A 23,303-nucleotide genomic window follows, 5' to 3' on the forward strand; every position below is an offset into this window, starting at 1 on the left:
ATTTGCAAGATTTAATCCAGTTCTTCCAGAAATTCCAGCATATCCAGCCACAAGTCAACCTCTGCTGAAGGTACAGACCAAAGCCGAATTGAAAGAATGGTAATGGCCTGCTGACGAAGGCGGTAGTAGTGCCGAGAGGACATATCCAGCCGGTAGAGCAGCTCCGTGTGGCTAAGCTGCTCCGGCGCTATGTAGGTCAGATAGATAAGCCGGTACAGCTTTTTGCCGTTGCCGGGTTTGTGCTTCAGGACGGTCAGAGCGTCGTTGACTCTGTCCAACAGCAGCCTGGACTTCTTTGCCCCTTCCAACTGGTTCTCCAACTTGCGGTTGCCCATGGCAAGCTGGAGGTCCATCTGCTCCAGCAACTCGTCCACACCCGAAAATGGCCTGTCCAGTTCCTCTGCAACGGTCTCGGGGAAACACTCCATCACCCAGACCAGCGTGCGGTAGTTCTGCAGGAGCAGAAGGGTATTGTGGTAGCTGTCACGGTCTTTCTTCCGTCGGGCGGCACGTATTTTCTCATCGGTGACCTTTGGATTAGCCAAAATCCCACGCTGGGTCAAAAGATTGATGAAAGCTTGGGACTTCTCCGCAATTTGGGCCTCTTGCTGCTCGTATGTCAATTTTTTCGTGTCCTTCATAGTCAAAAAACTCCTTCGGTGATTTTGAGAGGTCAATGGGCGCAGTACACCCATGGCTATCATGGTTCTCCATAACTGTAGGATCAGTAGTACAGTAACATTCCTTGCAGTCATAACTACAATTCTTCCAACTCTTGTGTGAAGAAATATACGCGCGTATTATAGGGGCCAAAAGTGCAACGCGATTTTTTGAGCGGACGGCTCTGGCAGGGAACCTCAACTTCCTGCTGAACCAGGCCACCAGCTTCCCAAAGCGCGACTGCCCCACGTTCCCTTTGTGCGTATTCGTACCGAGAAAACGTATTTCCTCAAAAATGCGCACAACTTCCATCTGAGTTGGTAATGAAACCTCCGTACCTGTTGGGTACGATTTATTAAAAATGAGGCAGCCATATGAGCCGGGCAGACGGTATAGAGAAAAGGCATCCCCATGCTTCATTAGAAATCTCCATACCTTCGTTTTCTCCCAGCCCCAGCGCTGTCCCAGGGTTTCCAATGTGAGATTAGTGCCGTACTTGCCGTACTGTATTGTGGGCGCTAAAAAGGAGAACCCGTTATCCGGGTCCTCCCAAACTGTATGACACCATAGGTCGAGCCAGGCGTCTGTTTCTTCAAATTTGTAATGCCGTTCTACTAATCGCTCCGTGATGTTCCGAGGCAGGCAGAGGAAGCCGAAGCCGTCTGTGGTGTATACTGCACCGTTCATGCACTCCTTGCCGGAACACTTCACCACCCAGTCGGTGATTTGGTAGGTCAGCTTCTTGGTCTCTTTGCCCAGCTCATAAGTCAGGTAGCCGAGCTGGGATAGCTTATCCAGCGTCTCCAGGGCCTTGGCGCGGCTCCTTACGCCCAGAATACGCTTTAGGCCCACAACACCACCAGCCCACATCCCGGGCTCCACAGCGTTCTCGTAGCCGCAATAGGAGGCCACGCCCTTACGGAACGCCGCGCGGCTGGCGAGGCGCATCCAGGCGCCCATGAGGCCCTTGCCAGTGGGCAGGATGTTTCTGGGCAGCTTGACCCAGTTGTACTTTTGCAGGCATTTCATGGTGGGACCTCCTTTCAAAAAGCATAAAATAATGAGCGGTCTACCGAAAGACCGCCCACTTTAACAGAAAATATCTCAAAACGACTGACTATCTGACAGTAAGACGCTCCAGCAAAGAATGGTCGCTGTCAAGCAGGTAGAGCAGACGATTTGCGGCTCCCGAAGGCTCATTCCTTCCCGCCTCCCATGCCTCTACTGTTCTCGTTGATACCCCTATCGCCAGCGCCAGCCCGCTTTGCGTCAGATTGAGTTCTTTCCGGGTACGGACCACATCCTCCGCGCGGTACGCATGGATCGGCTCGGATGCCTTGACCTCAACTGCCCTTGCCCGGGAAGAATCCCCTTTGGCGAACGCGGCGGCGTCCTCCAGGCTGGAGATCAGTTCATCAAAATATTTCTTCTCCAATGTTCATTCCTCCTTGATAGATTCTATCAGCTTTCGTACTGCTTTCTGCTGCTCGGGCGACAGGTCGGTTTGGATATTTTTGGGATAAGCCATTAGGAGATATATCCTCTCCTTAATGACCACATCGACATATATCACTCGACCGCCTCCGGATTTTCCCCGGCCGCCCAAAGGTATTCTGACTTTTCTGGCTCCGCCGGTGCCTTGGATAACATCACCGGCTCCCGGGTCCTCTATCAGCAAATTCTGGAGCATCAACAGTTCATCATCACCAAGGCCCATACGCGACCAGGATTGTTCAAATCCTTGAGTCATAACAAACGATCTGCTCACATGTTTTCACCTCTTGTAGTCATTATATACTATTCAATCGTAGTTTGCAACAAAAATATCAATTGGGCAGCCTGCCAAATAAAAGCCTCTCTAAATCTCGATTATCTCTATTATCTCAATAGAATCGCGATATTATTGCAGATTACAGGCCAGAGACAAAGGCTATAGGAAACGATTTGCTTTCCGTTTTTCTCCCGCAGGGAAAGGTATCTGCTGTGCGTTGGTCTTAAAAGTTTTCCCTTATTTTTTCCCTTACGGGGAGGTTTTTGGATGGTACAAGAAGGTACTCATGGGACAAAATGTTCAACCGAAACACAATATGTGGTATTTTGCAATATCTCCCGACACATTAACATAGTGATATGGTCGGTTCGATTCCCGCCATCTCCACCAAACGTCAAGTATACGAACACCACGTCAAGAATCAGGTTGGCGGTGTATCGTAACGTGTTCGCCCTTATAGTCGAGATAGACGGCTATGAGGGCGAAACGCGTTTACAGACAAAACGCGCCACCTATAAGGACATCCAGGCATGGGTCAAGGAGCGGTATGGCCTCCATGTCAGCAATCTTGCCATATCCCAGACCAAGGAACTCTGCGGCCTTGCCAAGACGAAGTATAAGGGCTATGGAGATGCCGAAGGGCAGCCTGCCCCAAAGCTGGCCGCAAAGAAAGAGGCGGCTATCCGCGAGGCGTTCATTTGGTTCGGGTTGATAGAAAAGGAATAGTGGAAAGAGGCCATCCTGGACTTGCTGCCGGGGTGGCTTTTTTGCATCTCCCGATGCCAAGGGTGGCGGGAAATGACGCTGGCCCCGGCCAGCGAAAGGAGATGAGCAGCATGTTCTACCAGAAAGTCAACCGTCGTAGCCGGGAGGCCATGACCGGCTTCCTAGCCCGCCACTACCGCAATAGTAAACGCACTTGAAAATCGGTAATTGCCGATTTTCAAGCAGAGCGGCGCGGGCACACCCGTACCGCCAGGTTCCAAGGAGGTGATACCTCAGAGGTATCACCTCCTTGGAACTGTGTTAACTATACCACACCATGAACTCCTGGAACCGCTCCACGTCCTATGCCAACGACGTCAAGGTGCCGAACCTGGATATCCCCAGCGAGCTGCAAGACCTGGCCTATGACGTGGCTAGCGGCGAGGTGGAGGCTCCCGATTGGGACATATTCTTTGCCCGTACTGTCTCGGACTTCTACCGGCGTACCGGCTACCACATTGGCTTCAATGGCCGCAGCAGCGGTTACCTGGTACTGTACGAAGGCCAGGCCAACGAGGAGGGCGCCTACTCTGTCTACCCCGGCCGGTCCATCGACAGGTACGAGGATTTTTCAGACTGGGACATGTCCGGCCTTCGCCGCAGGGTGGAACTGGTCCAGGACTTTGACCGCACCTGTGACCGGCTGCGGGAGGGCTTCATTTTCATGCTGGAGCACTACGCCCCCGGCGAGTACACGGAAGTCAAGGAGATACCCCACCGCGTCATGGAGCCAGCAGGCAAGGGCCTGTTGGCCTGATGGAAGGAGGAAACTATGCAGCCTATCCCGCAGATTCTTGTCCGCAATTTTGAGCGGTGCAGCCGCGTGCTTTGCACGGAATCCGGCACCCTGGACAACCTCAACCTGTCCAGCATCTCCACCCGACTTATCCAGGACGTGGGCCGGTTTTGCGAGCGGTACGCCAGCGACTTCCTCATCAGCTGGGACGCCGTTCGGAAGCAGCTGGAACCCCGGCACATCACAGAGCCCTATCACGCTGTAGAGCTTTTCGCCATCCGCCGCTCGGGTGTGGACCACAACAGCTTCTTCATGTCCCGCCTAAGAAACGACAGCCAGGGCGGCTTCTTCTGCTGCGAGCATGTCTACAGGAAGGTGCTGGCCCTGGGCGTGGAAATCCTGCCTGCCGAGTACCCGGATAGATTCCCCCGTGCCGCCTGCACGCTGAAAGACTTAACAGACGAGTCCTGGCATATAGAAGCCGGAGACCTGGAAGAATCCGCGGCCTGATGCAGCCAAAGCCCTTGCAAATCCTGCGAAAAAGGAATATACTATTGGTAACGGAATTAGTTGTGACAGGCTCTAAAGGGAGGTATCAAAATGAGCAATCGGGAACAGTGCATATCTGTAATCAACAGCATGGAGGAATGGCAGCTGCAGAGTGTTTTGGAGATGCTGCAAGCTGTGAAAGGCACGATGGATAAACTGGAATCGGGCGCTTTAGAAACCATGCGGCTTTTGTCAACTCCCGGGATGGCGGAAAAGCTTACTATGGGCAAAGACACCCCACTCTCGGACTGTGTGCCGGAAAGCGAGGTTCACTGGTAGTGTACGAGATTGTCTACACTAAAATGGCGGTAAAAGATATCTCTAAGTTGAAAGCAGCCCATTTGGATAAAAAAGCCAAAAGCCTGATTGAGGTTATCCGCAACAATCCCTATGAAACCCTGCCAGACTACGAAAAGCTTGTAGGGGATTTGCAGGGCTTGTATTCCCGCAGAATCAACCAACAGCACCGGCTTGTTTATCGAAGTTTTGGAAGACAAGCGAATTGTGAAGATAGTTTCTTTATGGTCGCACTATGAGCGGCTGTAAGAGAATAGGCGGCAGTTTCAGCAGACCGGCCGCCTGCCTTTTTTCGTGGCAACTTGTTTTATATGTTAGGGTGGTTAGGCTCAAATACAAACCCCTAAAATATTGCAAAAAGCTTGGATAAAACACAGATAAAGAATAGAAAGAGCGTCTGGCGACAGGCGCTTTTCTTTATGCCCGCCGCATCGTCCCGATGCCGGAGCGGCTATGCTGTAATCTTATAGTAAACACACTTGAAAATCAGTAAATCCCGATTTTCAAGCAGAGCGGCGCGGGTACACCCGCGCCGCTAAGTCCAAAAGAGGTGTTACCGCTTTTGGACTGCGTTAACTATACTTGAAAGGAGTGTGCCGCCATCCATCCAATATCTTTATGGGGCCGGCTGCAAAGCCTGGGGGAACTGGGCTGCGCCGACCCTGCCATACTGCCCAAAATCCTCCAAACCTGGGGGAACACCCCCGCCTCCTATTTTTTCCCCAAGGCGGAGCAGTGGGAGAGGATGCAGCGGATTCTCGGCCTGGCTCCGGCCTATGCCCCTTCTCAACAACTGCCACCATTGCCTGTACTTGGGCGGCCAAGACGTGGAAACCGCCCGGTACAGGGGGGGGCAAGGCGAACCGCAGCGTGGGCACCATGCTATCTATGCCCCTGGATTCCGCGTGGCTGTTCGCCCGGGGGGAGCAGGCGAGGCTCACCAAGAAATTCGACCTATACGGCCACCGGAGATACCATGAGCGCCGGGACTGCGAGAAGGCCGGGGAAAAGGAAAAGGAGGCCCAGCTATGCCCCCTGCCTATGATTCACTCCGCGCCCTCAGCCGCCAGACCATGAAGGGGCTGCTGAACGTGCCGGGCTGGCAGAAGTTCCTCGCCTTTGCCAGCCGGAGCTTTAAGCTGCCGTTCCCAGCCCAGGTGCTGGCCTATGCCCAGCGCCCGGACGCTTCCGCCCTGATGAAATCCAGCGAATGGGATGTCTACAGGCGGCCCGTCAAGAAAGGCAGCCAGGGCGTCCCTGTGCCGGAGGGCGGCGGGAAGAAACTGGTATATTACTACGACATAGCCGATACCAGAGAAACAGATGAGTCTAAGCCTGTCCCGCTCTGGCACGTCCGGCCAGAACATCAAAAGGGGATAGTCAAGGCTATGGAATCTTACCTGGGCCAGCTGGAGGACGCCTCTGGCTTTGCCGAAACCCTGCTTGCCGCTGCCCGGAAGGCCACCGCATACACGATAGGCAACACCGCACAAAGACCGGCCTACGTGTCTCGCCTGCCGGCTCGGTCGGCTCGGAAGGTCCCCCCTGGGGACCCTCGCCCTTTGCACAGGATTTGCTTGCACTTTTTCTGCATTAGCTGCTTTGCGGCTATGGCGCACCAGCTTTCCCTTGCCAGAATCGCAAGACCATAAATGGTCTGATTGACGGCGCAACTCGTGCACAATCTTTGTGCGGTGTTGCCTTAATACGGGGCGCCTGCCAAAAGCAGACGCTCCTTTTTTTATGCTCAACATGCCCGGCTGCGTCTATTTCCCACAAAACAGAAAAAGGCCCAGGGGGGAACCTGTGCCTTTTTGTATTTCTCTCTTGCATTCCGGCCGCGAAAGCGCTACAATGAAGCTACCAAGATAAATAAAGGGCAGGTCTGGGAGGACTGCAATCCCCCCAGGACCCTATGCAGGAGCGAACGCCTCCTACACAGAAACCTCATGGTTTCGCCAACCCTATTATACTGAATCCCCGGGTGATTTGCAAGCAATAATTTTGTCTGGTGGGGACGTGGGATAGGGCTGTGTTTTGCATACGATTTGTGCGGTGTAGGTAATAAGCCTGCGCCGCTTTTTTGTTTGTCTTGGGCGGAAAATCCCAAGAAAAAGCGGGGCCCTTGTGGGGGCCTCGCTGGGAATACCGCTCTATGACATTTTCTGGCCGGAGGTGGCTTCTAACACCACGCCATCTTCCCCATCGGGGCGGTGCTTTGAATCATTTTATGAAAGGAAACGGTAGCACACCATGAAAAAATCCACTCGCCTGATGGCTATTCTGTTAGCCATCATCACTGTCCTGTCTGTCCTTCCTATGTCCGCGCTCGCGGCAAACGCCAGCTTCACCGATGTGCCTGAGAACGCCTGGTTCTACGAGCCTGTCACCTACATGGCCGAGAACGGCTATATGTCCGGCACCGGCGGCAAGTTCAGCCCCAACCAGACCACTACCCGCGCCATGTTCGTCACGGTCCTGGGCCGTATCGCGGGCGTCGACCAGAACCAGTACAAGAACACCTGCACCTTCCGCGACGTGAAGAAGGACTGGGCCGAGCCTTACATTGCCTGGGCCGCGGAGAACAAGATTGTCAACGGCCTTGGCGACAACAAATTCGGCCCCAACAACTACGTCACCCGCGAGCAGGCCGCCCTTATTCTGTTCAACTATCTCAAGAGAGACTACACGCTGACGGTAAGCGACGAGTTTCTGAACAAGGCGCCTGACAAGGCCAACGTCAGCTCCTGGGCCCTCGAGGCTATGAAGTGGGCCACCAGCGCGGCCCTGATGCGCGGCGACGGGGGCGGCACCCTGCGCCCCAGATACTCCGCCACCCGCGCCGAGATTGCTACCATTTTCAAGCGCTTTATCGAGATTAAAGACGACCTGGAGGCCAATAAGCCTGACACACCCCTGGGCTGCGACCATGTGTGGGAGACGACTGAGACTGCTATGGTTGATGTTGTTGTGCATGAGGATGAAGAAAACTGGGTCTATATGAAAGATGTAGACTCCATGTCGATTTGTAACGGTAGTGGAATGGACACATATCAATGGTACGTAGACAATCGCGACAATTACAAAACTGCGGCTGATGCCAGTGAGGCACTCAGCCTTCTTGGTGATGAAACTGATTGCCCTTGCCATCATGGTGCAACTAATAACTTTCATAATCTTGACCAAGTCGCACCTATTATTGAAACAAAGACCTATGCCGCAGAACTCCCCGTCATGAAAAAATGCACCCTTTGTGGCACCACTAAACCTTGGTCCACCAATAACATTTCCAACAGAGACATCTGGATAGAACACACCAAGGAAGTTGTTGTTCGCGAGGCATGGGATGAGGAGCTTTATATTGACGAAGACAGCGAAAAATTTGATGAGTATGGTAATGCGACATTTGTACCCGCTGGCTCTCTAATTGACACCATTCATCATCCTCGTTATATCAACAATGAAGTCGAATACCTTGAAAATATTAACACTGGCGAGAAAATCTATGTTACAGTATCTAGTTGTAAACACCCAGCATTTGAATATGTTAGTTCATCTAGTTACAGACTTCGTTGCGTTAATTGCCCAGTGCTCCAACCATCCGTAAACGAACTTTTCCAATAGCATTTAATATTCATGGTATATATCGCCCTTCCAACTGCACTCTGCTATAAAGCGGAGTGCAGTTATTTTTATAAACGCTCACAACACAAAAGACTATTATTCTTTCAGATATACACACCACATACTTGTTTTTCCATCTATGTCCATATTAGCCGCGATGCCGTCGCGTAACCGGCAGCAAAACAAAGCAGGAAAAAGAGCCCTCTGGATGGGATTCCAGGGGGCTCTCCTGCACTTTAAGGCGTTGTTTCTTTCTGGTACTGCGGCACATAGGTAAGCTCCTTCACGCGCTGGATGGCCACCCGCTTACCCTGTGGGTTCAGGTGCTGGAATGAATCCAGGACAGACTTCACATCGCCTGTGATATCGCTGTATTTTCTGCGCAGAGTATGGATGTTTTCCTCTATATTCTGTTCCCTTAAACACAACGCCGCCACATAACATCGAAAGACAGCAGGGTCAACTTCCGCTTTTGTGGTTTCGTCGACTTTCCCATTTACCTTCAAAAATATTTCAAGGGCTTCCCTGATTAGGGTGGCGGCAGTTGTAAGAGCCCTGGAATCGGGCATATCCAAAAGCCTAAACAGATACAGAATCTCGTTGCTGAACTTGATACTGTCCGAGCCCTTTGTCTTGCCCAGCAGTACGTCCACCGTAGTTTCAAAGTAATCCGCCAGCTGCATCAAAGTGGCCGCGTTCGGCGTCAGCCCCCGGGACTTCCATGACCCCATGGTGGATTGGCTGATGCCAAGCTCCTTGCGCACCTGCGCGGGGGTTTTATCTCGTTCTTTACACAGCTTTTCAAAGCAGTCGTAAAACATTGCGGTCCCTCCCTCCGGGAATGTTAAATTATTATGACTTTCCTTGCGTTCCTCGCGTATCTATGCTATACTATCGATGGAAACGACGAATAATCATTGGAAGTATCGACATTATAACATATCCCATTTGGGAACGCAAGCGGTACTGGTTATTTGACGCAAAATCATCCAATGAAAGGGGGAACAGCATGCTGTAGATTGATGTAAATGGGTTTCGGGGTGGCCCCAGGACTAAAGAATGACGGGTGAAATAAAAACATATGCGGTGGGAAGCACATGAGAAAGGAAATACTATGCCCTCCAAATGTTGTTTTTCAATAAACGAGGCTGCTGAATATTCCAGCGTTGGAAGACAGACTCTTAGAAATCTGATTAAGGAAAAAAAGATTCCCTGCCTCCTGGTAGGAACACGGCAGCTTATCCTGGTACAAGATTTAGAGAACTTCCTGTTTATCAACAGGGGGAAAGACTTGCTTGATATGGCTAATTTGGAGTCCGTTGAACTGCATGAGAACCGGATGCAGACGGAACTGCGTGAGAGCCGGATACAAGTCCATTCAGCAGTAGAAATCGGCTAAGGCCAATTATAATTACCAATTCGATAAGAATGGAGGCATAATCATGCCGTTAATTATTCTCGCCGTCTATATGGCGGCACACGTAAGCGAGCGCTATTTCCGCGTCAGCTTTCCTATGGAGGAATTTATGGACAAAATGAAAGCTCTGGCGTCCGACTACCTCAAGCAAGCACACCATACTCAAGACGGAATTACCTGGGATGACGCCCTGGAAAATATTCCGAAGACTCTATGGGAAAAATACGGCTTTTATAAAGCTGACGGCGAATACCTGCGCCAATCCACTATCACAAGTCTCTGCCAGGATTTGAGTAAGTCGCTGTCTGGCCTGGGACATTTCCACTTCCATCAGCTCCGGCACCCGTATGTCAAGCCCACGACAACAAATTTCCGAAGTTTTTTACAATTCTCTTTGGGAAAGCTCAAACCCAGCTATCTTCCAAACGATTTCAATCTCCTGCCCTGGATAGACGTACACCCTCTCGATCAGCGCATCCACCAGTTCGGAGCTTAACTGACCTGTGTCCATCACTTTCTGCGCCAATTCTCTATTGGCGTTTTTTGTCTTCACATCGGCCTGCCGCTGAGAAAGTTGGGTAGAGCGAGCGGTTTGTACTTCCTTCAATTGTGCGAGGTCGTTATCAATTGCCGCTTTCTTCATTTGGTAGTATTGTTCAGTCAACTTATGCAAAACCAGATGCTCAAAAAGAGTTCGCTTTTGCTCCTGTAACTCCCTGATTTGTTGGCTATTCCCAGCGTGTTCGGCAGCAAGAACGCTCACGCTGGTCTGTAACATTCCATTTACTTCTGTAACAGCGTAATCCATTGTCCCCCCGTCAGATGCAACAATTTTTATGCGATAATCTGAGTCAGCCGGATACACGATGGATTTTTCTTGACCACAAACCATAACTGCTATTTTTTCATCAGTATATGTACTGATCGCATCATCAGTAATCGCAAGAACTAGATCTCCGGCAGTGTTGTATAGAAACACATCAACAGGGCACTGAATCGATACATATTTACTCTTGTCCTGAATTAGATTATCATGGCATTTTGCTATTTGCCACGAATTTGAGCGTTTCAAGCCCTGCAAGCTCGCAAGCCTTTTTCCGTCTGTGACCGCTGATAAGCTCATAACCCCCGTCCTCTTTCATGCGGACGGTGGCGGGTGTCATAACGCCGCTCCGCTTGATGCTGTCAACAAGCTGCTCCATGTCCTCGTCCATTAAGACCTTGAACGGGTGGTCTGGGAACTCGTCAATCTCCGCAAGGGGAATGTCCCTTATCTTGCTGAGTGCCGCTTCTTCACGGCTCTGGTCTGTCTCAAACAGGTCATCGTATGCAGTCAGTTCGATTTTGCTTTCTCTGCTTCTCGCCAAGCTCTGCCACCTCCTTTCCGAACTGCTCATAAGCTGCGGCTACCTTGCCGCTTTTGTCATAGGCAAAAATGCTTTTCCCCTCTGCGGTGGCTTCCACGGCACGGATGGAATGGGGTATCTGGGTATCGAACACCTTGATTTTCTGCCCATAGGCACTCCTTACCGTGGCGGTGATTTCCTTGGAGATGTTCGTGCGGGGCATTACTATCGTCATAAGGATGCCGTCAATCCGTAAAGGGGGATTGATTTGCCGTCTGACTTTCGACACGGAGCGAAGCAAGCAGCTCAAGAGTTCGCTTTATCAGCGAACTCTTCGCCTTCTGGCAGAAAGATAGTGGGGCTGTGTGGGGATAACCACGCTGTCAGCCGCCGCCAGTGCATTGATGGTGAGCATACCAAGGCTCGGCATACAGTCCACGAGTACATAGTCATAATTCTTTCTGACCTCGCTTATGCAGGTTTTCAGCACACTTTCACGGCTTATGGCGTTAATCAGCCGTACCCCCAAGCCCGACAGCTCGATGTTGGACGGGAGCAGGTCAACGCCCTCGCCGTGTTGCAGGATGCCTTGGGCGACATCAACGGATTTATCGTCTATGATGTCCTGCATGATGGTGGAGAGAGTGACCTGTAAATCGTCTGGTCTGTGGTAGCCGAGGGACATGGTTAGGTTCGCCTGTGCATCGGCATCAATGAGCAGGACTTTCTTTCCCTGCTGTGCCAGAGTTACGCCCAGATTCACCGCCGTTGTGGTCTTGCCGACACCGCCTTTCTGGTTGGTTAAAGCGATTACTTTGCAATTTGACATAGGGTGCGTCCTCCTTTCGCATAGATTTAGCCGCTTTGTCAAGGCGGCTATGTAACTGTACCAGAGGACGCAGGACGCAAAAAAGCCGCTTACTCTTAAAATCCATAAGAATAAGCGGCTTCATGGTGATGTGCCTTAGACATATTCGATTTTCACTTTCTTTATCGGGGCATTGGCTACCTTGAAGATAAGCTCGTCAACGCAGTCCCCGTATCTGCCCTGCTGTATGAGCTGGTTTTTCAGCTCCACAAGGCTATGTAAAAGTAATGTCCGCTCCCTGCTGTCTACATATAAGTGGGTTTTCTTTTCCCTCATGCCGTCCACCGTCCTTTCTTGGCTTCATTGTATATAAAGGCAATCAGTCCTGCAAAGGTATAAATCCTATACGGCAGGAATAGCGCAATAGATGTCGATTTTTTGCTGAGAGCCTTGTCAGATAACGGTTGGTTGTTCAGCGTATGTAAAATGGTTGTTCTTTCCGTACCTTGTGGGCTTGTCCTTTGTTACAATGTCATCTACCCAGAAGCCCACAAATAAAGGCTGTTCGGGCATTTCGGGAGAGTGGAACATTTCCGATGCTTCAGTAGGTCGAGGTCACGAAAATGGCTCACTTCACTAATATCGAATCATTCCTCAATTATTGGGTCATTTTGCTTTTTATGATTTTCTGCAACCCAGCTAATAGCTATTTTTTGTACCATTTGAAGAAATTCAATGTGTTCATTATATTTGTTAGTTAAGCACCTACGCTTTTCGGTTAGCGTAATTACATTGCTTGCTCTCTTTTCAATGCCAGTTTCCCGCTCAGTACCAACAATAACTTGCCCTTCGTTAGATAAAAACAATTCTAAGGATTCAAATATACTTTGCAAATTATCTGCATCTTGCCCCTGCTGATTAGGCGTATCGACCACATAAAAATTGAATGGACTATAGGCTCTCCCCAGATTATATAGATACAATGCAGATTGATACATATAAACTAATCGTGGAGTTTCACTACCCGTACGATTTATTACCTGCACGAAATCTCTTAGTTTTATAAATGTTTTTGGCAGATTTATTGCATCTGCTAATGTGCGACAGTATCCCTCTATATCATCTCGTATTTCTTTTGAACGCTCTTTGGACTTCTTTTCGTTCAATTTTTCATCAATTATCGCAATTTTAGAAACATAAGAATCTATTTCGCCTTGAAGCACTTCCAACTGTCTTTTGCAGGATTCATATATCTCATATTGCCCTTTATTTTTATAAAAAGATGAATAGGATAACAACTCTTGGGTATTCTGAACTTTTTGCTCAATAGATTGAATTTCCAAGGAGACACTATTGCATTTCTCCTTAAGTTCTTGCAATTTCTTTGTAGCAACAGATATGCTGTTTTGTAGTTCTGTAATAAGATTTTCACAATGAGCATAGGGCTTGTTTGAAAAATCGAAAACGCCGTCTTTTTACCCAGAAGCAGCCATCTTCTGCGTCGAAAATCCTCGTAATACGCAAGTATTCCTTGCGGTTTTCTCCTTGAAGCTGACCGCTTCTGGTCAAAAATCCGTCATTTCCTCTATTTTCAAACAAGCCCTAGTCAGATGTTATATTTAATTGCTCATTTATTCCGTTTGAATAAATTGTACCACAAAATGGACAGACCAACTTATCTTCTTGGGTCATTGCATATTCAATATCTTTTTTTGTTTCTGCAAGATTATGTTCTACAATATACAATTTATGTTGACTGATATATATGTCGTTTTCTAAAATTGTCATATCTGCATTATAAGAAAATTGAACTTTTCTCAGTTCTTCCGCCTTAGCAAGTAAGGACTCAATATCTGTTGTAACTTCTTCAACCGATTCAATATCCTCTATTTGCGTTAGTGTAGATGTGATACGAGAAACAAAGGTCTGATTATAGTTCAGTTCTCTTTTCTTATCATCTCTTTCAAGCATATGTTCTGCTTTTTGTGCTTGCAGGGCATAATAGGTATCATCTAAATATCCACATACATATTTATTTGTGTTTGATTTCCAATCCTTGATATATGCGACATTGCTAAATGAATCAGCTATTTTACTCCACCCCTCATCTTGGTCAATATATTGAAATCTAAAAAGTAACGGCGGAGTTACATTGAATTGCGTACCATCTTTTGAAATGCAGGGCATTTTGATTTCTAAAATATCCATTAAACAATTACTGTATTCATGAAAGGCTTCTGTTCCAATAATACAGGAATAAATATTGCTGATATTTTCAAAAATCTGAAATTTCCTACCTTGTCTAACAACACAAAATTGTTTTTCTCCGTATTTTAAAGAATAGCAAATAAGCGGAAATGAGTTTCTTCCAATCACTTTCAATTCTTTTACACTCACATCCCAAAGTAGTAAATATACTTTTGATAATGGAAGACTTTCCTGTTTTATTTCCTCCCAAAATAATATTAAGCCCATCTTCAAAAGGAACCTCTAACGAGCGAGACTCACTTTGACTGATTACTATCAGCTTTTTTATCGTTAGTCTTTTCATTATTTTTTTCCTCCTGCTGCTTTCGTAAATTTCTTATTAAAATTTTGTACTTTTGCTCCTGCATAATTGTTTCAACTGAATTTTTGCTCATAATATAACACCTCAATTAGCGATTTATCAAGAGAATCTGATAGGAGATTATGCTTTTCTAACTCCTGAATACATAATCTTTTCAGTTCATCACTAAACCCATTTGCCTTAAATGATTCACAATATGTAGAAATTGTTTTTCGCAACATAATTACAATTTCTTGATATCTAACATCTCTTACATCAAGCCATCTCGCATCGTGGAGTGTTTTAGCTGCTTCTATACGGCGAATATCATTGTCTGGCAAGGCTTCGGCAATCAAGGAACAGTGGAAAGCATCGTAATTTCCACTGCTTTTTATATTCCCATCAATCTTCTTGCTTATTTTAGAAATATCTACACCTTTTTTCTCAACCAAACTTTTCATGCTAATTGGTGCTTTGATTTTTTCTTTGCTCTTTTTTCTTACATCATTTAGCAACTGCTGAAAAATAAGATTTGCCGTATTGGACGGAATATTTTTGTCAGCTAAATGATTAAAAAATTTTCCCATAGTTTGGGTGTCATAAGTCGTTAGTTGTAATTCGGATTTATGGATAAAAGTCCTCTGGATAAACTCATCAAAGATAGAATCAAAATCACTTGGCATATCGTTCGTGAATTCATTTTTAATTCTGTCTTTGATTTTCTCATATAATTTATTATTTTCTGTCTGTAGTTTTTTCTCGTCTTCAATATACGACTGCCATAACGAAACCTCTTTATCAAAATCATTATTTGATACGAAGTGGCAATGTGAGCATTCTGCACCAAATATCAGATAGTTATAGAAAATGAATCCTAAAAAAGACTTTTTGTATCCACCGTCTTTTTTCTTCTCTCGTTTGGACATTTCCGCAATAGTCCAGTCTGAAGAGTCATCTTTGGTTTTTATTTGAAAAAACTGATACTGCTGATTATTTGGAGAAAATTCTGCCATATCATCGTGAAACTCACAAAAAGCAATGCACTCTGCATCTTCTTGAAGTTTACCTATTATGTGACAGACAATCCAATGAACTTGGTATTCAAACCTATTATAGGAGTCGGAGCCTGCCTGCTCACGCTGTTCAATAGTAAGTACTTTACTCATAATTGAAGACTCCTTTCATTTTCGTTCCATTTTGTAAGGAAATTCCAATGTTTCTGCCACTCGTCCTCATTCACAATCGCTTCAAATACAGGCTCAAGGAAAGTCTGTATTTCCTCAATGACCACCGAAAACTCAAGCGAATTATCTTTTATGGTTTTCAAGAAATATTTCCACCGCTTCTGCATGTCCGCATCCTCGGCAAGTGAAAGAATACGCTTGAAACTGTCCTTATCGTAAGGCCTCCCTCGCCGTTCCAAGGTTCTGGATATTGCCGTCTGCAATTTTGCTCCATCAAAATCAAAAGTCCTCGCTAAATAGTAAATATCGTAAAAGTCCTTCATTCTGCCTGTCAGTTCAAACCGTTGCAGGATAGCGTCAAACTTTTCCGCAATAGTGCTTTCAAGAGAATAGGTCATAATAACAGGAGCTTCAAAATCGGGGAGCTGTGTATGGATAGTCCGCTGCTCGGCACGGGGGACAATCACATCGCCCATACCAATATCCACATTAAAGGGAACTCGGACATTTTTTATCTTTCCGATAATCTGTGTGCTGATACCGTGATATTTCCTTTGCGGAGAGATTTCCTCAAACCCTTTCGCAGTCATCTCAATATAATCATTACCCGTAGGTGTAGCAAGGATTTTTAGGATAAGGGCTTTTACCTCGTCCAATGAATTGGAAACGCTGCGAAGCAGGAAATCCACATCAATCGTTGCTCGGCTTTCAAAATTGGTGAGCGTATAGATAAGCAATCCGCCCTTGAGAATAAGTGTATCATCATATCCAGACTTTGAGAGCTTCCGCAAAAACTCCTCCTGCATAAAAAGCTGTAGGCACTGCTGATAGCTGATACCAGCCGCCTTTGCTTTATTCTTAAGCTTTGCCAAAACAGCTGCCGCTACATCAGCCATCACAACCACACTCCAATCAATTCTTTTACACACTTTTGCATACGCAATACTTTTGCATACTCCATAAGATTCGGTATATTTTTTTTCGGGTCTTTCACATACCCTTGTATTGCCTTATTAAAAATCTCCTTATCCATTTTGTTCATATTCCGCAGCACATCACAAATGGTACGGTCACGGTCATAGATACGGACATCCACAAAGTTAATGCTGCCTTTTGTTTCGCCAAGGGGGACTAAAACAGGCTCAACCCGATATGCCTTTACAAATGGATAATCAATGTTTGTACGGCTTCTGGAGACATTTTTATCAATCGTAATATTCCACTCAGCAGGGTTGCGGTCGCTGTACTGATAGTAAAAGAGGGCAGTTTCCATGCAAAGCACCGCATCGGGAAACAGGCGATTTATAATTTTAACTTCCTGTTCGCCATAGATTTCCGTCCAATGATAATAGCCCCGTTTGATTTTTTCGATGAAGCCCTCATTTAATAGCTGCTGAATATCCGCATAGTAAATTCTGTAGGAATCCAGCTCTGCTGTCGTCATTATATAATCGTGTTGAGAAAAAATCTTTCTAACAGCGTTTATCGACTTTTCATCAAGCATTGTCTCACCTCTACTAAATCACACGCAAATTTATCGACGATTGTGTACTTTACTATAGTATACCCGATTTTTCTCAAAAAGTCAACTTAGTAAAGCACACATGAGTAAAGCTAACGATGGTGTAGTTTCCTATAGAAAAATGAGCTTGTCCAACTTCTTTCAGACAAGCTCATTCTCTCACGCTTCATAGTTATAATAGACATCTGCATCCGCTACCGCATAGAGATTTATCCATCTCGGAGTGCCGCCAAGCTCGATAAAATAAGGCTTTCTGCCGCCTTTTCTGTATCTTTCCTCATCCCGCTTTCCAATTCTTTCATAGCTGACAAAGCTATGTACAAATAAGCCTAAAGCACTGGGCTTGTCCGCATAGGGCTTGATTTGGAACATTTCTGAGCACAATGTAGGTATATACTTTAGCATAAGCATTACTAAAGAGCATATATGATACGTCCAATCGTGAATACTAGCCTTAGTAGATGAATCTTTTTGGCCAAAAGACTGAAATTCATCTCTAGCGTGTTTTTTGTATTATATATCGTGATTATTTTGGTGACAAGTGCTAATTTTATAATTTTCCAATTTTTTCATAATTATTAAATATATGTATCTGACATTAAACGATAAGGTGCACTGCAGCATGTATGATGAAATACATATACCGCAGGATTTCTTTTTCCTTGATATGGTCGCACCATAATAGAAGCAATAAAGACTAAAACCCGATATTAAATATAAGCTTGAATTGATTTAGGGCTTGTTTGAAAATAGAGGAAATGACGAATTTTTGGCCAGAAGGGGACAATTTCAAGGAGAAGAACCGCTGTGGTTAGCTGCGCTAACTACGTCACTCTGGCGATTGACGAGGATTTTCGACGTAGAAAGTGGCCTCTTATGGCCAAAAAGACGACGTTTTCGATTTTTCAAACAAGCCCTAAATAAGGACTTGTTCATTCTGCAAAAGGGAAGGGCAGAACAGTTTTGTGCTGTTCTGCCTTTCCTTCTTTTATTTCGGAGCTAAAATTTATTTAAGGCAACACCGCACCATTCTAAGCACCGTCTTGCTTGTACATTTTCCGTGATAGAGCACAGCTTTCGCTGGTCAATGGTGAGATGGACGGCGCTCAATCTGTACACTCTGACGAAAAATCTGACTGCGCAATGCGGTACTTAGAATTGTGCGGTATTGCCAAAATATGCTCTAAGCGGTCCTCGCCTATCACCGAAAAATCAGTGAATTAACAAGCCGTTTAGAGCATATATCACCCGCCGTCATTTTGCGTTTCTTATATTGGCACACCGTAAAATATTGTGGGCTGCGTTTTTCCGGCGCGTCAAACACCAGATCAACGGCGTTTTTGAAGTTTTCATCATCCTCCCGCACCTCGGACGCATTAAGCATTTCCAGCAGGGGGGGCATGTTCTTTTCTTCCTCCGGCGCTTTGTACCAGATGTGGGCAATCAGCCTGGACCGTAGGGTCGTTCAATATCTTTGGGGGCGCTGGGCTTGGTTAGCACTCTTTCATTTGCGCTTCTCCTTGCGGATAATCTGCTGCTTTCCGTCTGTACGGGCGGTCATAATAAATACATCCTCCAGCTGGGCGCCCTGGTCCTTTAGCTGCTCCAGCAGCCAGGACGGGGTGTGGCCGCAGAGCTTCAGGGAGTTTTGGGAAATCTTCCCGTCGCTGATCACGACCACCTCCAGGGCTTCGGCAGGAGCCTTTACCCCGGCTTGCTTGGGGGTCAGTGGGCTGGCAGGAGACTTTTTTAGCACGCTTAGCTTGCCGTTGGTCTCTACAATGGCATAGGCCACGTCCTCCAGGGCGAAGTTTCCGGCCAGGCGCAGCTCTTCAAATAGGTCCTCAGTGCTCATGCGCAGGCGGCGCATTTGGTCTTGCAGCACTCGCCCGTTTTTGATGACTACCATGGGGCTGCCGCACACTACTTGCCGGAACTTTCCGCTTTTCAGCATGAGAATGGCCACCACGATCTCACAGACCACCAGTACCAGCATGGGCACCAGGCCGTTCCACAGGGGTTCGTCGTGTTGCTGGATGGGCATGACCGCCAGCTCGGAGATCAGTAGGGTAACGACCAGCTCGGAAGTTTGCAGCTGGCTGATCTGCCGTTTACCCATCAGGCGGACACTAATGAGAATGGCGGCGTACATAATGATGGTCCGCAAAAGAGATGTTACCATAGGGCCCCCTTATTTCCATTTTGATGTTGTCTATAGTATCTCGCAAAGGGAGGGATTTTATCCGCATATTTTCCCGGCTTGTGGCAAATATAGAGGATGTATCTCATGGTTTGGGGGGATTCTGTGGAGAAAATATCGGTTAAACTTGAGGAGAACAAGCAGTATTTGCAAGAGCGGTTTAAAAACGCCATGGACTTTATGATGCGGGAGCTACAGGTTTCCGGCACACCGGCGGCGCTGTTTGGGCTGGACGGGCTGGTGAGCAAGCAGATTATCACCCTAAGCGTTTTGAATCCCCTGATGAAGGCCGAAAATCTTTCGGGCCAGGGCGACGCGCTGCTATCCGCTATTGAGAGCGGGGTGCTGGGCTCTATGGAGCAAAAGCGGGAGAGCCGGATGGAGCAGATCCTTTTCCTGCTTATGAGCGGCTTCGCGGTGCTGTGTTTGGAGGGCTGTGGAGAGGCTCTGGTGTTTGGGGTGCAGGGCTTCGAGAGCCGGGGCCCCGACGAGCCCCAGAATGAGGTGATGCAGCGAGGGGCCAAAGACGGATTTACCGAGAGCTACCAGAACAATATCTCTCTGATCCGCAGGCGGATGAAAACCACCTCTCTAAAATTTGAACAGGCCCAGGTGGGGGAAAAGAGCCATACCCCTTTGGCCATCTGCTATCTAGAGGGAGTGGCCAGCCCAGAGATTTTGGCGGAGGTGCGCCGCCGCTTAAAGACCTTTGACCTGGACACCGCCCTGGGGGCTGGATATTTGGTGAGCTTTTTAAACCAGGGCGGGGTGTTCAGCGGGGTGGGCATGACCGAGCGCCCTGACGTGGTCTGCGGCAAGATTGAAGAGGGCCGGGTGGCTATTCTAATGGAAGGTACGCCCAGCGTAATCCTGGTGCCGTTCCTGTTTGTGGAGAACTTCCAGACCCTGGACGATTACTTGTCCCGGCCCTTTTATGGCACATTCATCCGCTGGTTGAAATATGCCTCTTTCTTTTTGGGGGCCTTTCTGCCAGGGCTGTACGTGGCTATTGCCACCCACCACCCGGAAATGCTGCCCGAGGCGCTGCTGCTGAAAATTGCCGAGAGCGAAGCAAAGACCCCCTTTCCGGTGATGGCGGAGACCTTGCTGTTGTACTTTCTCTACGAGGTGCTGAGAGAGGCGGGCCTGCGGGCGCCCCGGTCCCTTTCGGCCACGGTAAGCATTGTGGGGGGCCTAGTCTTGGGAGATACGGCGGTGTCCGCGGGGCTGGTCAGCGCCTCGTCTCTGTTGGTGGTAGCCCTTACGGCCATTGCGGGCTATGCGGTGCCCAGGCTGTACGAGCCCCTGGCCCTGCTGCGGCTGGGATTTCTGCTAGCGGGGGGATTTTTGGGGGTATGGGGTGTAATGTTGGGCCTGGTGCTTTTGGTCATGGACTTGTGCGGTACCCAAAGCTTTGGGGTTCCACTGCTGGCCCCGGCCGCGCCTTATAACAGCCGGCTAGCTTTTCGAGATGTGTTTGTTCGGGCTGGCTGGAAGCGGCTGGCCAAAGGAAAGGCCCGGGTACAGGATATGCCTGGCAGCCGGGAAACGGGAGAATAGAAAGGAGAGCGCCATGAAGCGGACAAATATCAGTGCGGGGCAGTTTTTTATAGCCATGTTCGTGTCAGGGTCAGTGGTCACCCTGGCCCTGAACAGCCGCTACACAGGTGGGGAAAACCTGCTGGAAAGCCTGGTTTCCTGTGTGGCGGCCATGGCCCTGGGGGTGCTTATTGCCCTGCCCATTGGCTTGGCTCTTGGAGAGAGCAGAGAGGGCGGTGTGCCGGAGCTGGCCATGAAGCGTCTGGGACCAGTAGGCTGGGTGGTGCCCCTTTGCTATGTGGGATACTTTGTACTGGCGGGAAGCTCTACCCTGGCCCTATTCCTGATTTTTTTGATGGATACGGTTAATCCGGGATTTTCCGCCTGGCTGGTGGGGGTAGCCCTGGTGGGGGTGGCCCTGTTTGGAGCCCTGCGGGGGCTGGAAACTGTGGGCAGAAGCGCGACCTGCGTGTTTGCGGCGGTGGTGCTGGGCTGCGGGCTGGTGTTTGGCCTGGTGGCCTGGCGCTTTGACCCAGAGAACCTGGAACCCCTTTTCTACCAGGGGCTGGGTCAAACGGTGCACAGCGTGGGGTTGTTTTTGGCCCGGGCCTCTATTTTTGCGGATATGGCCGTACTGCTGCCCCAGGTGCGGGGGAAAAGGGCCCGGGGCTTTGCCGGCTGGATGGCCGGCACGGTGCTGTTTGTGGGGATTACCATTTTGCTAACCGCGGGATGCCTGGGGCGTTACGCCTATACTCAAAACTTTCCGGTGTACGTGCTGGCCTCTCTCACCCAAGTGCGCTCTCTACAGCGGCTGGATGCGGTATTCACCGGGGTATGGATGATGGGCCTGGTGGTAAAGCTGGCTTGGGACCTATATGCCTGCCGGGTGTGCTTTTGGGCTCTTTGGAGAGGAAACAAGGCCCGAAGCCGGTGGGCCCTGTGGGCCACAGCAGGGGCCGTACTGGCGCTGGCTATGTTGGGGGCGGGCCTGCGGCCTGTACAGCGGGTGCTGATGAATACCTGGCTGCTGGCCCTGTGCACAGGGGCGGTGGGGGCCGTTCCGCCCCTGCTGGTGTGGCTAGCGGGATGTTTCCAGAGGAAGAAAGGGGGCGGGTAGATGAAACAAGAAAAACGGCGTCTGAAAAAAATTATTTCTGTTCTGTTGATAGGGACCCTGCCCCTGCTGTTTTCTGGCTGCGGGTACCCGGAGCTCTACGAGCGAGTGATTATCCATGGCATTGGCGTGGACTGGACCGGCCGGGAGTACCAGGTAACAGTACGTTCATCGGTCTCGGCAGAGGATGAGGGGGAAGAGTTGTTTACCTGCCGGGGCTCCACAGTGTTGGAGGCTCTTTCGTCCCTGTCTTTGGAGACTGGCCGAGAGCCCTTTTATTCCCACAATTATTTGGTGGTGTTCGGGATGGATTGCGCCCGCCGGGGCCTGGACGACTGCCTGGACTTTTTTGTACGTTATTACAACACCCGGCCCGCGGTGAAAATGTTTTTAGCGGCGGGTACAGCAGAGGAGGTACTCTCCGTACAGCAAGAGGGCAAGCTGCTAAGAATGTCTGAAATCGAAGCTCTGGGCAGCGGCGGACAGTATAATGGCATGACCGTGGACGTGGAAATTTTGGACTTTGTCAATGGTGTAAAGGGCCAGGGCATGTCGCCGGTACTGCCTGTACTGGAGGCCACAGACAACGGAGCCCGGGTGGCGGGCACCGCCTACTTTGAGGGGTACAAAATAAAGGGTCTGCTCACGCCAGAGCAGACCCGGGGATTTTTGGCGGCCACTGGCCGGTTGGATAAGGGCGAGCTGGCCCTGGAGGGCCCGGCCCGGGCCACCCTGAGCCTGCGCAGCGTGAAAAGCGAGATCAAAGAGACCGCCGCCCACCCGCCGGCTTTTTCCATTATAATAGAGGCGGATGCGGACGTCAGCGCGGCAGTGGAGGCCCAAGGGAGTGAGGGGGAATTTTACGCTAATCTGGAAAAAGAGGTCGCCCAGAAGCTGGAAGAGGAGATCCGCGGAGCCCTGGACCAAGCCCTGCTGCGGGACGGATGCGATATTTTCGGCCTGGGAAGACAGATGTACCGGGAACAGCCGGAACAATGGCGGGATATTCGCCAGTGGCCGGACCCAGAACTGACCTGTGAGGTTCGGGTAGAATTCAAAGTGCGGCGGATGGAGCAGGAAAATCTGAATGGAGTGGCGTAAAAAGCCATCCTGGGCGCCGTGGGAGCCTTACTCCGTGCGGAGAGCTTAGCATACAGAGAGGGCTTTGGTACAGCTGGGGCCCAGGAGTGCTTTTTCTTATGAAAGATAACAGGGGCTTG

30 protein-coding genes and 2 pseudogenes are annotated in these 23,303 nt (G+C 49.0%); 13 read left to right on the forward strand and 19 right to left on the reverse strand.

The window, feature by feature from the left end; genetic code table 11:
* Window positions 1–11 precede the first annotated feature (11 nt).
* From U8U68_RS12380 to U8U68_RS12395, 4 genes are all read right to left on the reverse strand, one after another.
* Entirely contained in the window at window positions 12–641 is a 630-nt protein-coding gene (locus tag U8U68_RS12380; RefSeq protein WP_322201241.1) for a hypothetical protein, read from the reverse strand.
* Complete coding sequence (locus U8U68_RS12385; protein WP_322201243.1) at window positions 538–1,689, reverse strand: hypothetical protein; 1,152 nt, start codon at window positions 1,687–1,689, stop codon at window positions 538–540. The genes U8U68_RS12380 and U8U68_RS12385 overlap by 104 nt, the downstream gene beginning before the upstream one ends.
* Window positions 1,690–1,777: 88 nt before the next feature.
* Window positions 1,778–2,095, reverse strand: a complete 318-nt coding sequence (locus U8U68_RS12390; protein ID WP_322201245.1) for a helix-turn-helix domain-containing protein — start codon at window positions 2,093–2,095, stop codon at window positions 1,778–1,780.
* A gap of 3 nt (window positions 2,096–2,098) precedes the next feature.
* The gene (locus U8U68_RS12395) at window positions 2,099–2,428 is read right to left on the reverse strand and encodes a type II toxin-antitoxin system RelE/ParE family toxin (RefSeq protein ID WP_322201247.1); all 330 of its coding nucleotides are present in this window, start codon (window positions 2,426–2,428) and stop codon (window positions 2,099–2,101) included.
* Between the two features lie 429 nt (window positions 2,429–2,857).
* On the opposite strand from U8U68_RS12395, the gene U8U68_RS12400 reads away from it, so the two are divergent.
* From U8U68_RS12400 to U8U68_RS12435, 8 genes are all read left to right on the forward strand, one after another.
* Window positions 2,858–3,157, forward strand: coding sequence for a 23S rRNA methyltransferase (locus U8U68_RS12400; protein WP_322201249.1), 300 nt, complete (start codon window positions 2,858–2,860; stop codon window positions 3,155–3,157).
* A gap of 316 nt (window positions 3,158–3,473) precedes the next feature.
* Entirely contained in the window at window positions 3,474–3,953 is a 480-nt protein-coding gene (locus U8U68_RS12405) for a hypothetical protein (protein ID WP_322201251.1), read from the forward strand.
* Window positions 3,954–3,968: 15 nt separating this feature from the next.
* A complete protein-coding gene (locus U8U68_RS12410) occupies window positions 3,969–4,442 on the forward strand; it encodes a hypothetical protein (RefSeq protein WP_322201253.1) in 474 nt (157 codons plus the stop codon).
* Between the two features lie 90 nt (window positions 4,443–4,532).
* Entirely contained in the window at window positions 4,533–4,760 is a 228-nt protein-coding gene (locus tag U8U68_RS12415; RefSeq protein WP_322201255.1) for a hypothetical protein, read from the forward strand.
* A complete protein-coding gene (locus U8U68_RS12420; RefSeq protein ID WP_367575821.1) occupies window positions 4,760–5,017 on the forward strand; it encodes a Txe/YoeB family addiction module toxin in 258 nt (85 codons plus the stop codon). Before U8U68_RS12415 ends, U8U68_RS12420 begins: the two co-directional genes overlap by 1 nt.
* Before the next feature lie 496 nt (window positions 5,018–5,513).
* Window positions 5,514–5,855, forward strand: a complete 342-nt coding sequence (locus U8U68_RS12425) for a hypothetical protein (protein ID WP_322201257.1) — start codon at window positions 5,514–5,516, stop codon at window positions 5,853–5,855.
* Window positions 5,807–6,430 carry a hypothetical protein gene (locus U8U68_RS12430; protein WP_322201259.1) on the forward strand — a complete coding sequence of 208 codons (624 nt, stop codon included), beginning with the start codon at window positions 5,807–5,809 and terminating at the stop codon, window positions 6,428–6,430. The genes U8U68_RS12425 and U8U68_RS12430 overlap by 49 nt, the downstream gene beginning before the upstream one ends.
* Before the next feature lie 601 nt (window positions 6,431–7,031).
* Window positions 7,032–8,402: an S-layer homology domain-containing protein gene (locus U8U68_RS12435; RefSeq protein ID WP_322201261.1), complete on the forward strand. Its 1,371-nt coding sequence runs from the start codon at window positions 7,032–7,034 to the stop codon at window positions 8,400–8,402.
* Between the two features lie 236 nt (window positions 8,403–8,638).
* Here the strand turns inward: U8U68_RS12435 and U8U68_RS12440 are convergent, their stop codons facing one another.
* Window positions 8,639–9,223: a helix-turn-helix domain-containing protein gene (locus U8U68_RS12440; protein WP_322201263.1), complete on the reverse strand. Its 585-nt coding sequence runs from the start codon at window positions 9,221–9,223 to the stop codon at window positions 8,639–8,641.
* Window positions 9,224–9,516: 293 nt separating this feature from the next.
* On the opposite strand from U8U68_RS12440, the pseudogene U8U68_RS22405 reads away from it, so the two are divergent.
* Both U8U68_RS22405 and U8U68_RS12445 read left to right on the forward strand, forming a co-directional pair.
* A pseudogene (locus tag U8U68_RS22405) lies at window positions 9,517–9,660 on the forward strand (helix-turn-helix domain-containing protein); the annotation flags it as partial.
* Window positions 9,661–9,844: 184 nt separating this feature from the next.
* Window positions 9,845–10,315, forward strand: coding sequence for a hypothetical protein (locus U8U68_RS12445; RefSeq protein ID WP_322201265.1), 471 nt, complete (start codon window positions 9,845–9,847; stop codon window positions 10,313–10,315).
* Here the strand turns inward: U8U68_RS12445 and U8U68_RS12450 are convergent.
* The 14 genes and pseudogenes from U8U68_RS12450 to U8U68_RS12510 form a co-directional block, all read right to left on the reverse strand.
* Entirely contained in the window at window positions 10,202–10,942 is a 741-nt protein-coding gene (locus U8U68_RS12450; protein ID WP_322201267.1) for a hypothetical protein, read from the reverse strand. The two genes, U8U68_RS12445 and U8U68_RS12450, sit on opposite strands and share 114 nt — an antisense overlap.
* A complete protein-coding gene (locus U8U68_RS12455; protein WP_437124430.1) occupies window positions 10,851–11,186 on the reverse strand; it encodes a ParB/RepB/Spo0J family partition protein in 336 nt (111 codons plus the stop codon). Before U8U68_RS12455 ends, U8U68_RS12450 begins: the two co-directional genes overlap by 92 nt.
* Window positions 11,140–11,994, reverse strand: a pseudogene (locus U8U68_RS12460) (ParA family protein). Before U8U68_RS12460 ends, U8U68_RS12455 begins: the two are co-directional and overlap by 47 nt.
* A 135-nt stretch (window positions 11,995–12,129) precedes the next feature.
* Window positions 12,130–12,309 (reverse strand): hypothetical protein, encoded by a 180-nt coding sequence (locus U8U68_RS12465; protein WP_322201269.1) that lies wholly within the window; start codon window positions 12,307–12,309, stop codon window positions 12,130–12,132.
* Between the two features lie 311 nt (window positions 12,310–12,620).
* Entirely contained in the window at window positions 12,621–13,316 is a 696-nt protein-coding gene (locus U8U68_RS12470; protein ID WP_322201271.1) for a hypothetical protein, read from the reverse strand.
* Window positions 13,317–13,575: 259 nt separating this feature from the next.
* Complete coding sequence (locus U8U68_RS12475; RefSeq protein WP_367575822.1) at window positions 13,576–14,355, reverse strand: hypothetical protein; 780 nt, start codon at window positions 14,353–14,355, stop codon at window positions 13,576–13,578.
* Window positions 14,276–14,524 carry an AAA family ATPase gene (locus U8U68_RS22410; protein ID WP_367575823.1) on the reverse strand — a complete coding sequence of 83 codons (249 nt, stop codon included), beginning with the start codon at window positions 14,522–14,524 and terminating at the stop codon, window positions 14,276–14,278. The genes U8U68_RS12475 and U8U68_RS22410 overlap by 80 nt, the downstream gene beginning before the upstream one ends.
* Window positions 14,478–14,615 carry a hypothetical protein gene (locus U8U68_RS12480; RefSeq protein ID WP_322201275.1) on the reverse strand — a complete coding sequence of 46 codons (138 nt, stop codon included), beginning with the start codon at window positions 14,613–14,615 and terminating at the stop codon, window positions 14,478–14,480. The genes U8U68_RS22410 and U8U68_RS12480 overlap by 47 nt, the downstream gene beginning before the upstream one ends.
* Window positions 14,596–15,687, reverse strand: a complete 1,092-nt coding sequence (locus U8U68_RS12485; RefSeq protein ID WP_322201277.1) for a dsDNA nuclease domain-containing protein — start codon at window positions 15,685–15,687, stop codon at window positions 14,596–14,598. Before U8U68_RS12485 ends, U8U68_RS12480 begins: the two co-directional genes overlap by 20 nt.
* The gene (locus tag U8U68_RS12490; protein WP_322201279.1) at window positions 15,684–16,601 is read right to left on the reverse strand and encodes a nucleotidyl transferase AbiEii/AbiGii toxin family protein; all 918 of its coding nucleotides are present in this window, start codon (window positions 16,599–16,601) and stop codon (window positions 15,684–15,686) included. The genes U8U68_RS12485 and U8U68_RS12490 overlap by 4 nt, the downstream gene beginning before the upstream one ends.
* Window positions 16,601–17,209 (reverse strand): type IV toxin-antitoxin system AbiEi family antitoxin domain-containing protein, encoded by a 609-nt coding sequence (locus tag U8U68_RS12495; RefSeq protein WP_322201281.1) that lies wholly within the window; start codon window positions 17,207–17,209, stop codon window positions 16,601–16,603. The genes U8U68_RS12490 and U8U68_RS12495 overlap by 1 nt, the downstream gene beginning before the upstream one ends.
* Window positions 17,210–17,386: 177 nt before the next feature.
* Window positions 17,387–17,599 (reverse strand): hypothetical protein, encoded by a 213-nt coding sequence (locus U8U68_RS12500; RefSeq protein WP_322201283.1) that lies wholly within the window; start codon window positions 17,597–17,599, stop codon window positions 17,387–17,389.
* A gap of 829 nt (window positions 17,600–18,428) precedes the next feature.
* On the reverse strand, window positions 18,429–18,629 hold the full coding sequence (locus U8U68_RS12505) for a hypothetical protein (protein WP_322201285.1): 201 nt from the start codon (window positions 18,627–18,629) through the stop codon (window positions 18,429–18,431).
* Between the two features lie 102 nt (window positions 18,630–18,731).
* A complete protein-coding gene (locus U8U68_RS12510) occupies window positions 18,732–19,409 on the reverse strand; it encodes a DUF421 domain-containing protein (RefSeq protein WP_322201287.1) in 678 nt (225 codons plus the stop codon).
* A gap of 123 nt (window positions 19,410–19,532) precedes the next feature.
* Here U8U68_RS12510 and U8U68_RS12515 point away from each other — a divergent pair, with 123 nt between their 5' ends.
* From U8U68_RS12515 to U8U68_RS12525, 3 genes are read left to right on the forward strand one after another with little or no spacing between them, the layout of a single operon-like run.
* The gene (locus U8U68_RS12515) at window positions 19,533–20,987 is read left to right on the forward strand and encodes a spore germination protein (protein ID WP_322201289.1); all 1,455 of its coding nucleotides are present in this window, start codon (window positions 19,533–19,535) and stop codon (window positions 20,985–20,987) included.
* Between the two features lie 13 nt (window positions 20,988–21,000).
* A complete protein-coding gene (locus U8U68_RS12520; protein ID WP_322201291.1) occupies window positions 21,001–22,086 on the forward strand; it encodes a GerAB/ArcD/ProY family transporter in 1,086 nt (361 codons plus the stop codon).
* Window positions 22,087–23,184, forward strand: coding sequence for a Ger(x)C family spore germination protein (locus U8U68_RS12525; protein WP_322201293.1), 1,098 nt, complete (start codon window positions 22,087–22,089; stop codon window positions 23,182–23,184).
* Window positions 23,185–23,303: the final 119 nt, after the last annotated feature.

Source organism: Acutalibacter intestini (assembly GCF_034334985.1).
GTDB lineage: Bacteria > Bacillota > Clostridia > Oscillospirales > Acutalibacteraceae > Acutalibacter > Acutalibacter intestini.

Bases quoted from the DNA above. Each gene is read 5' to 3' on its own strand.
- U8U68_RS12500 (WP_322201283.1), bottom strand. From the start codon at position 17,599: ATGTTCCAAATCAAGCCCTATGCGGACAAGCCCAGTGCTTTAGGCTTA.
- U8U68_RS12450 (WP_322201267.1), bottom strand. From the start codon at position 10,942: ATGAGCTTATCAGCGGTCACAGACGGAAAAAGGCTTGCGAGCTTGCAG.
- U8U68_RS12465 (WP_322201269.1), bottom strand. From the start codon at position 12,309: ATGAGGGAAAAGAAAACCCACTTATATGTAGACAGCAGGGAGCGGACA.
- U8U68_RS12495 (WP_322201281.1), bottom strand. From the start codon at position 17,209: ATGCTTGATGAAAAGTCGATAAACGCTGTTAGAAAGATTTTTTCTCAA.
- U8U68_RS12480 (WP_322201275.1), bottom strand. From the start codon at position 14,615: ATGAGCAAAAATTCAGTTGAAACAATTATGCAGGAGCAAAAGTACAAA.
- U8U68_RS12520 (WP_322201291.1), top strand. From the start codon at position 21,001: ATGAAGCGGACAAATATCAGTGCGGGGCAGTTTTTTATAGCCATGTTC.
- U8U68_RS12445 (WP_322201265.1), top strand. From the start codon at position 9,845: ATGCCGTTAATTATTCTCGCCGTCTATATGGCGGCACACGTAAGCGAG.
- U8U68_RS12415 (WP_322201255.1), top strand. From the start codon at position 4,533: ATGAGCAATCGGGAACAGTGCATATCTGTAATCAACAGCATGGAGGAA.
- U8U68_RS12430 (WP_322201259.1), top strand. From the start codon at position 5,807: ATGCCCCCTGCCTATGATTCACTCCGCGCCCTCAGCCGCCAGACCATG.
- U8U68_RS12380 (WP_322201241.1), bottom strand. From the start codon at position 641: ATGAAGGACACGAAAAAATTGACATACGAGCAGCAAGAGGCCCAAATT.
- U8U68_RS12490 (WP_322201279.1), bottom strand. From the start codon at position 16,601: ATGGCTGATGTAGCGGCAGCTGTTTTGGCAAAGCTTAAGAATAAAGCA.
- U8U68_RS12505 (WP_322201285.1), bottom strand. From the start codon at position 18,629: ATGCCCCCCCTGCTGGAAATGCTTAATGCGTCCGAGGTGCGGGAGGAT.
- U8U68_RS12485 (WP_322201277.1), bottom strand. From the start codon at position 15,687: ATGAGTAAAGTACTTACTATTGAACAGCGTGAGCAGGCAGGCTCCGAC.
- U8U68_RS12410 (WP_322201253.1), top strand. From the start codon at position 3,969: ATGCAGCCTATCCCGCAGATTCTTGTCCGCAATTTTGAGCGGTGCAGC.
- U8U68_RS12405 (WP_322201251.1), top strand. From the start codon at position 3,474: ATGAACTCCTGGAACCGCTCCACGTCCTATGCCAACGACGTCAAGGTG.
- U8U68_RS12510 (WP_322201287.1), bottom strand. From the start codon at position 19,409: ATGGTAACATCTCTTTTGCGGACCATCATTATGTACGCCGCCATTCTC.
- U8U68_RS12435 (WP_322201261.1), top strand. From the start codon at position 7,032: ATGAAAAAATCCACTCGCCTGATGGCTATTCTGTTAGCCATCATCACT.
- U8U68_RS12525 (WP_322201293.1), top strand. From the start codon at position 22,087: ATGAAACAAGAAAAACGGCGTCTGAAAAAAATTATTTCTGTTCTGTTG.
- U8U68_RS12385 (WP_322201243.1), bottom strand. From the start codon at position 1,689: ATGAAATGCCTGCAAAAGTACAACTGGGTCAAGCTGCCCAGAAACATC.
- U8U68_RS22410 (WP_367575823.1), bottom strand. From the start codon at position 14,524: ATGAAAAGACTAACGATAAAAAAGCTGATAGTAATCAGTCAAAGTGAG.
- U8U68_RS12440 (WP_322201263.1), bottom strand. From the start codon at position 9,223: ATGTTTTACGACTGCTTTGAAAAGCTGTGTAAAGAACGAGATAAAACC.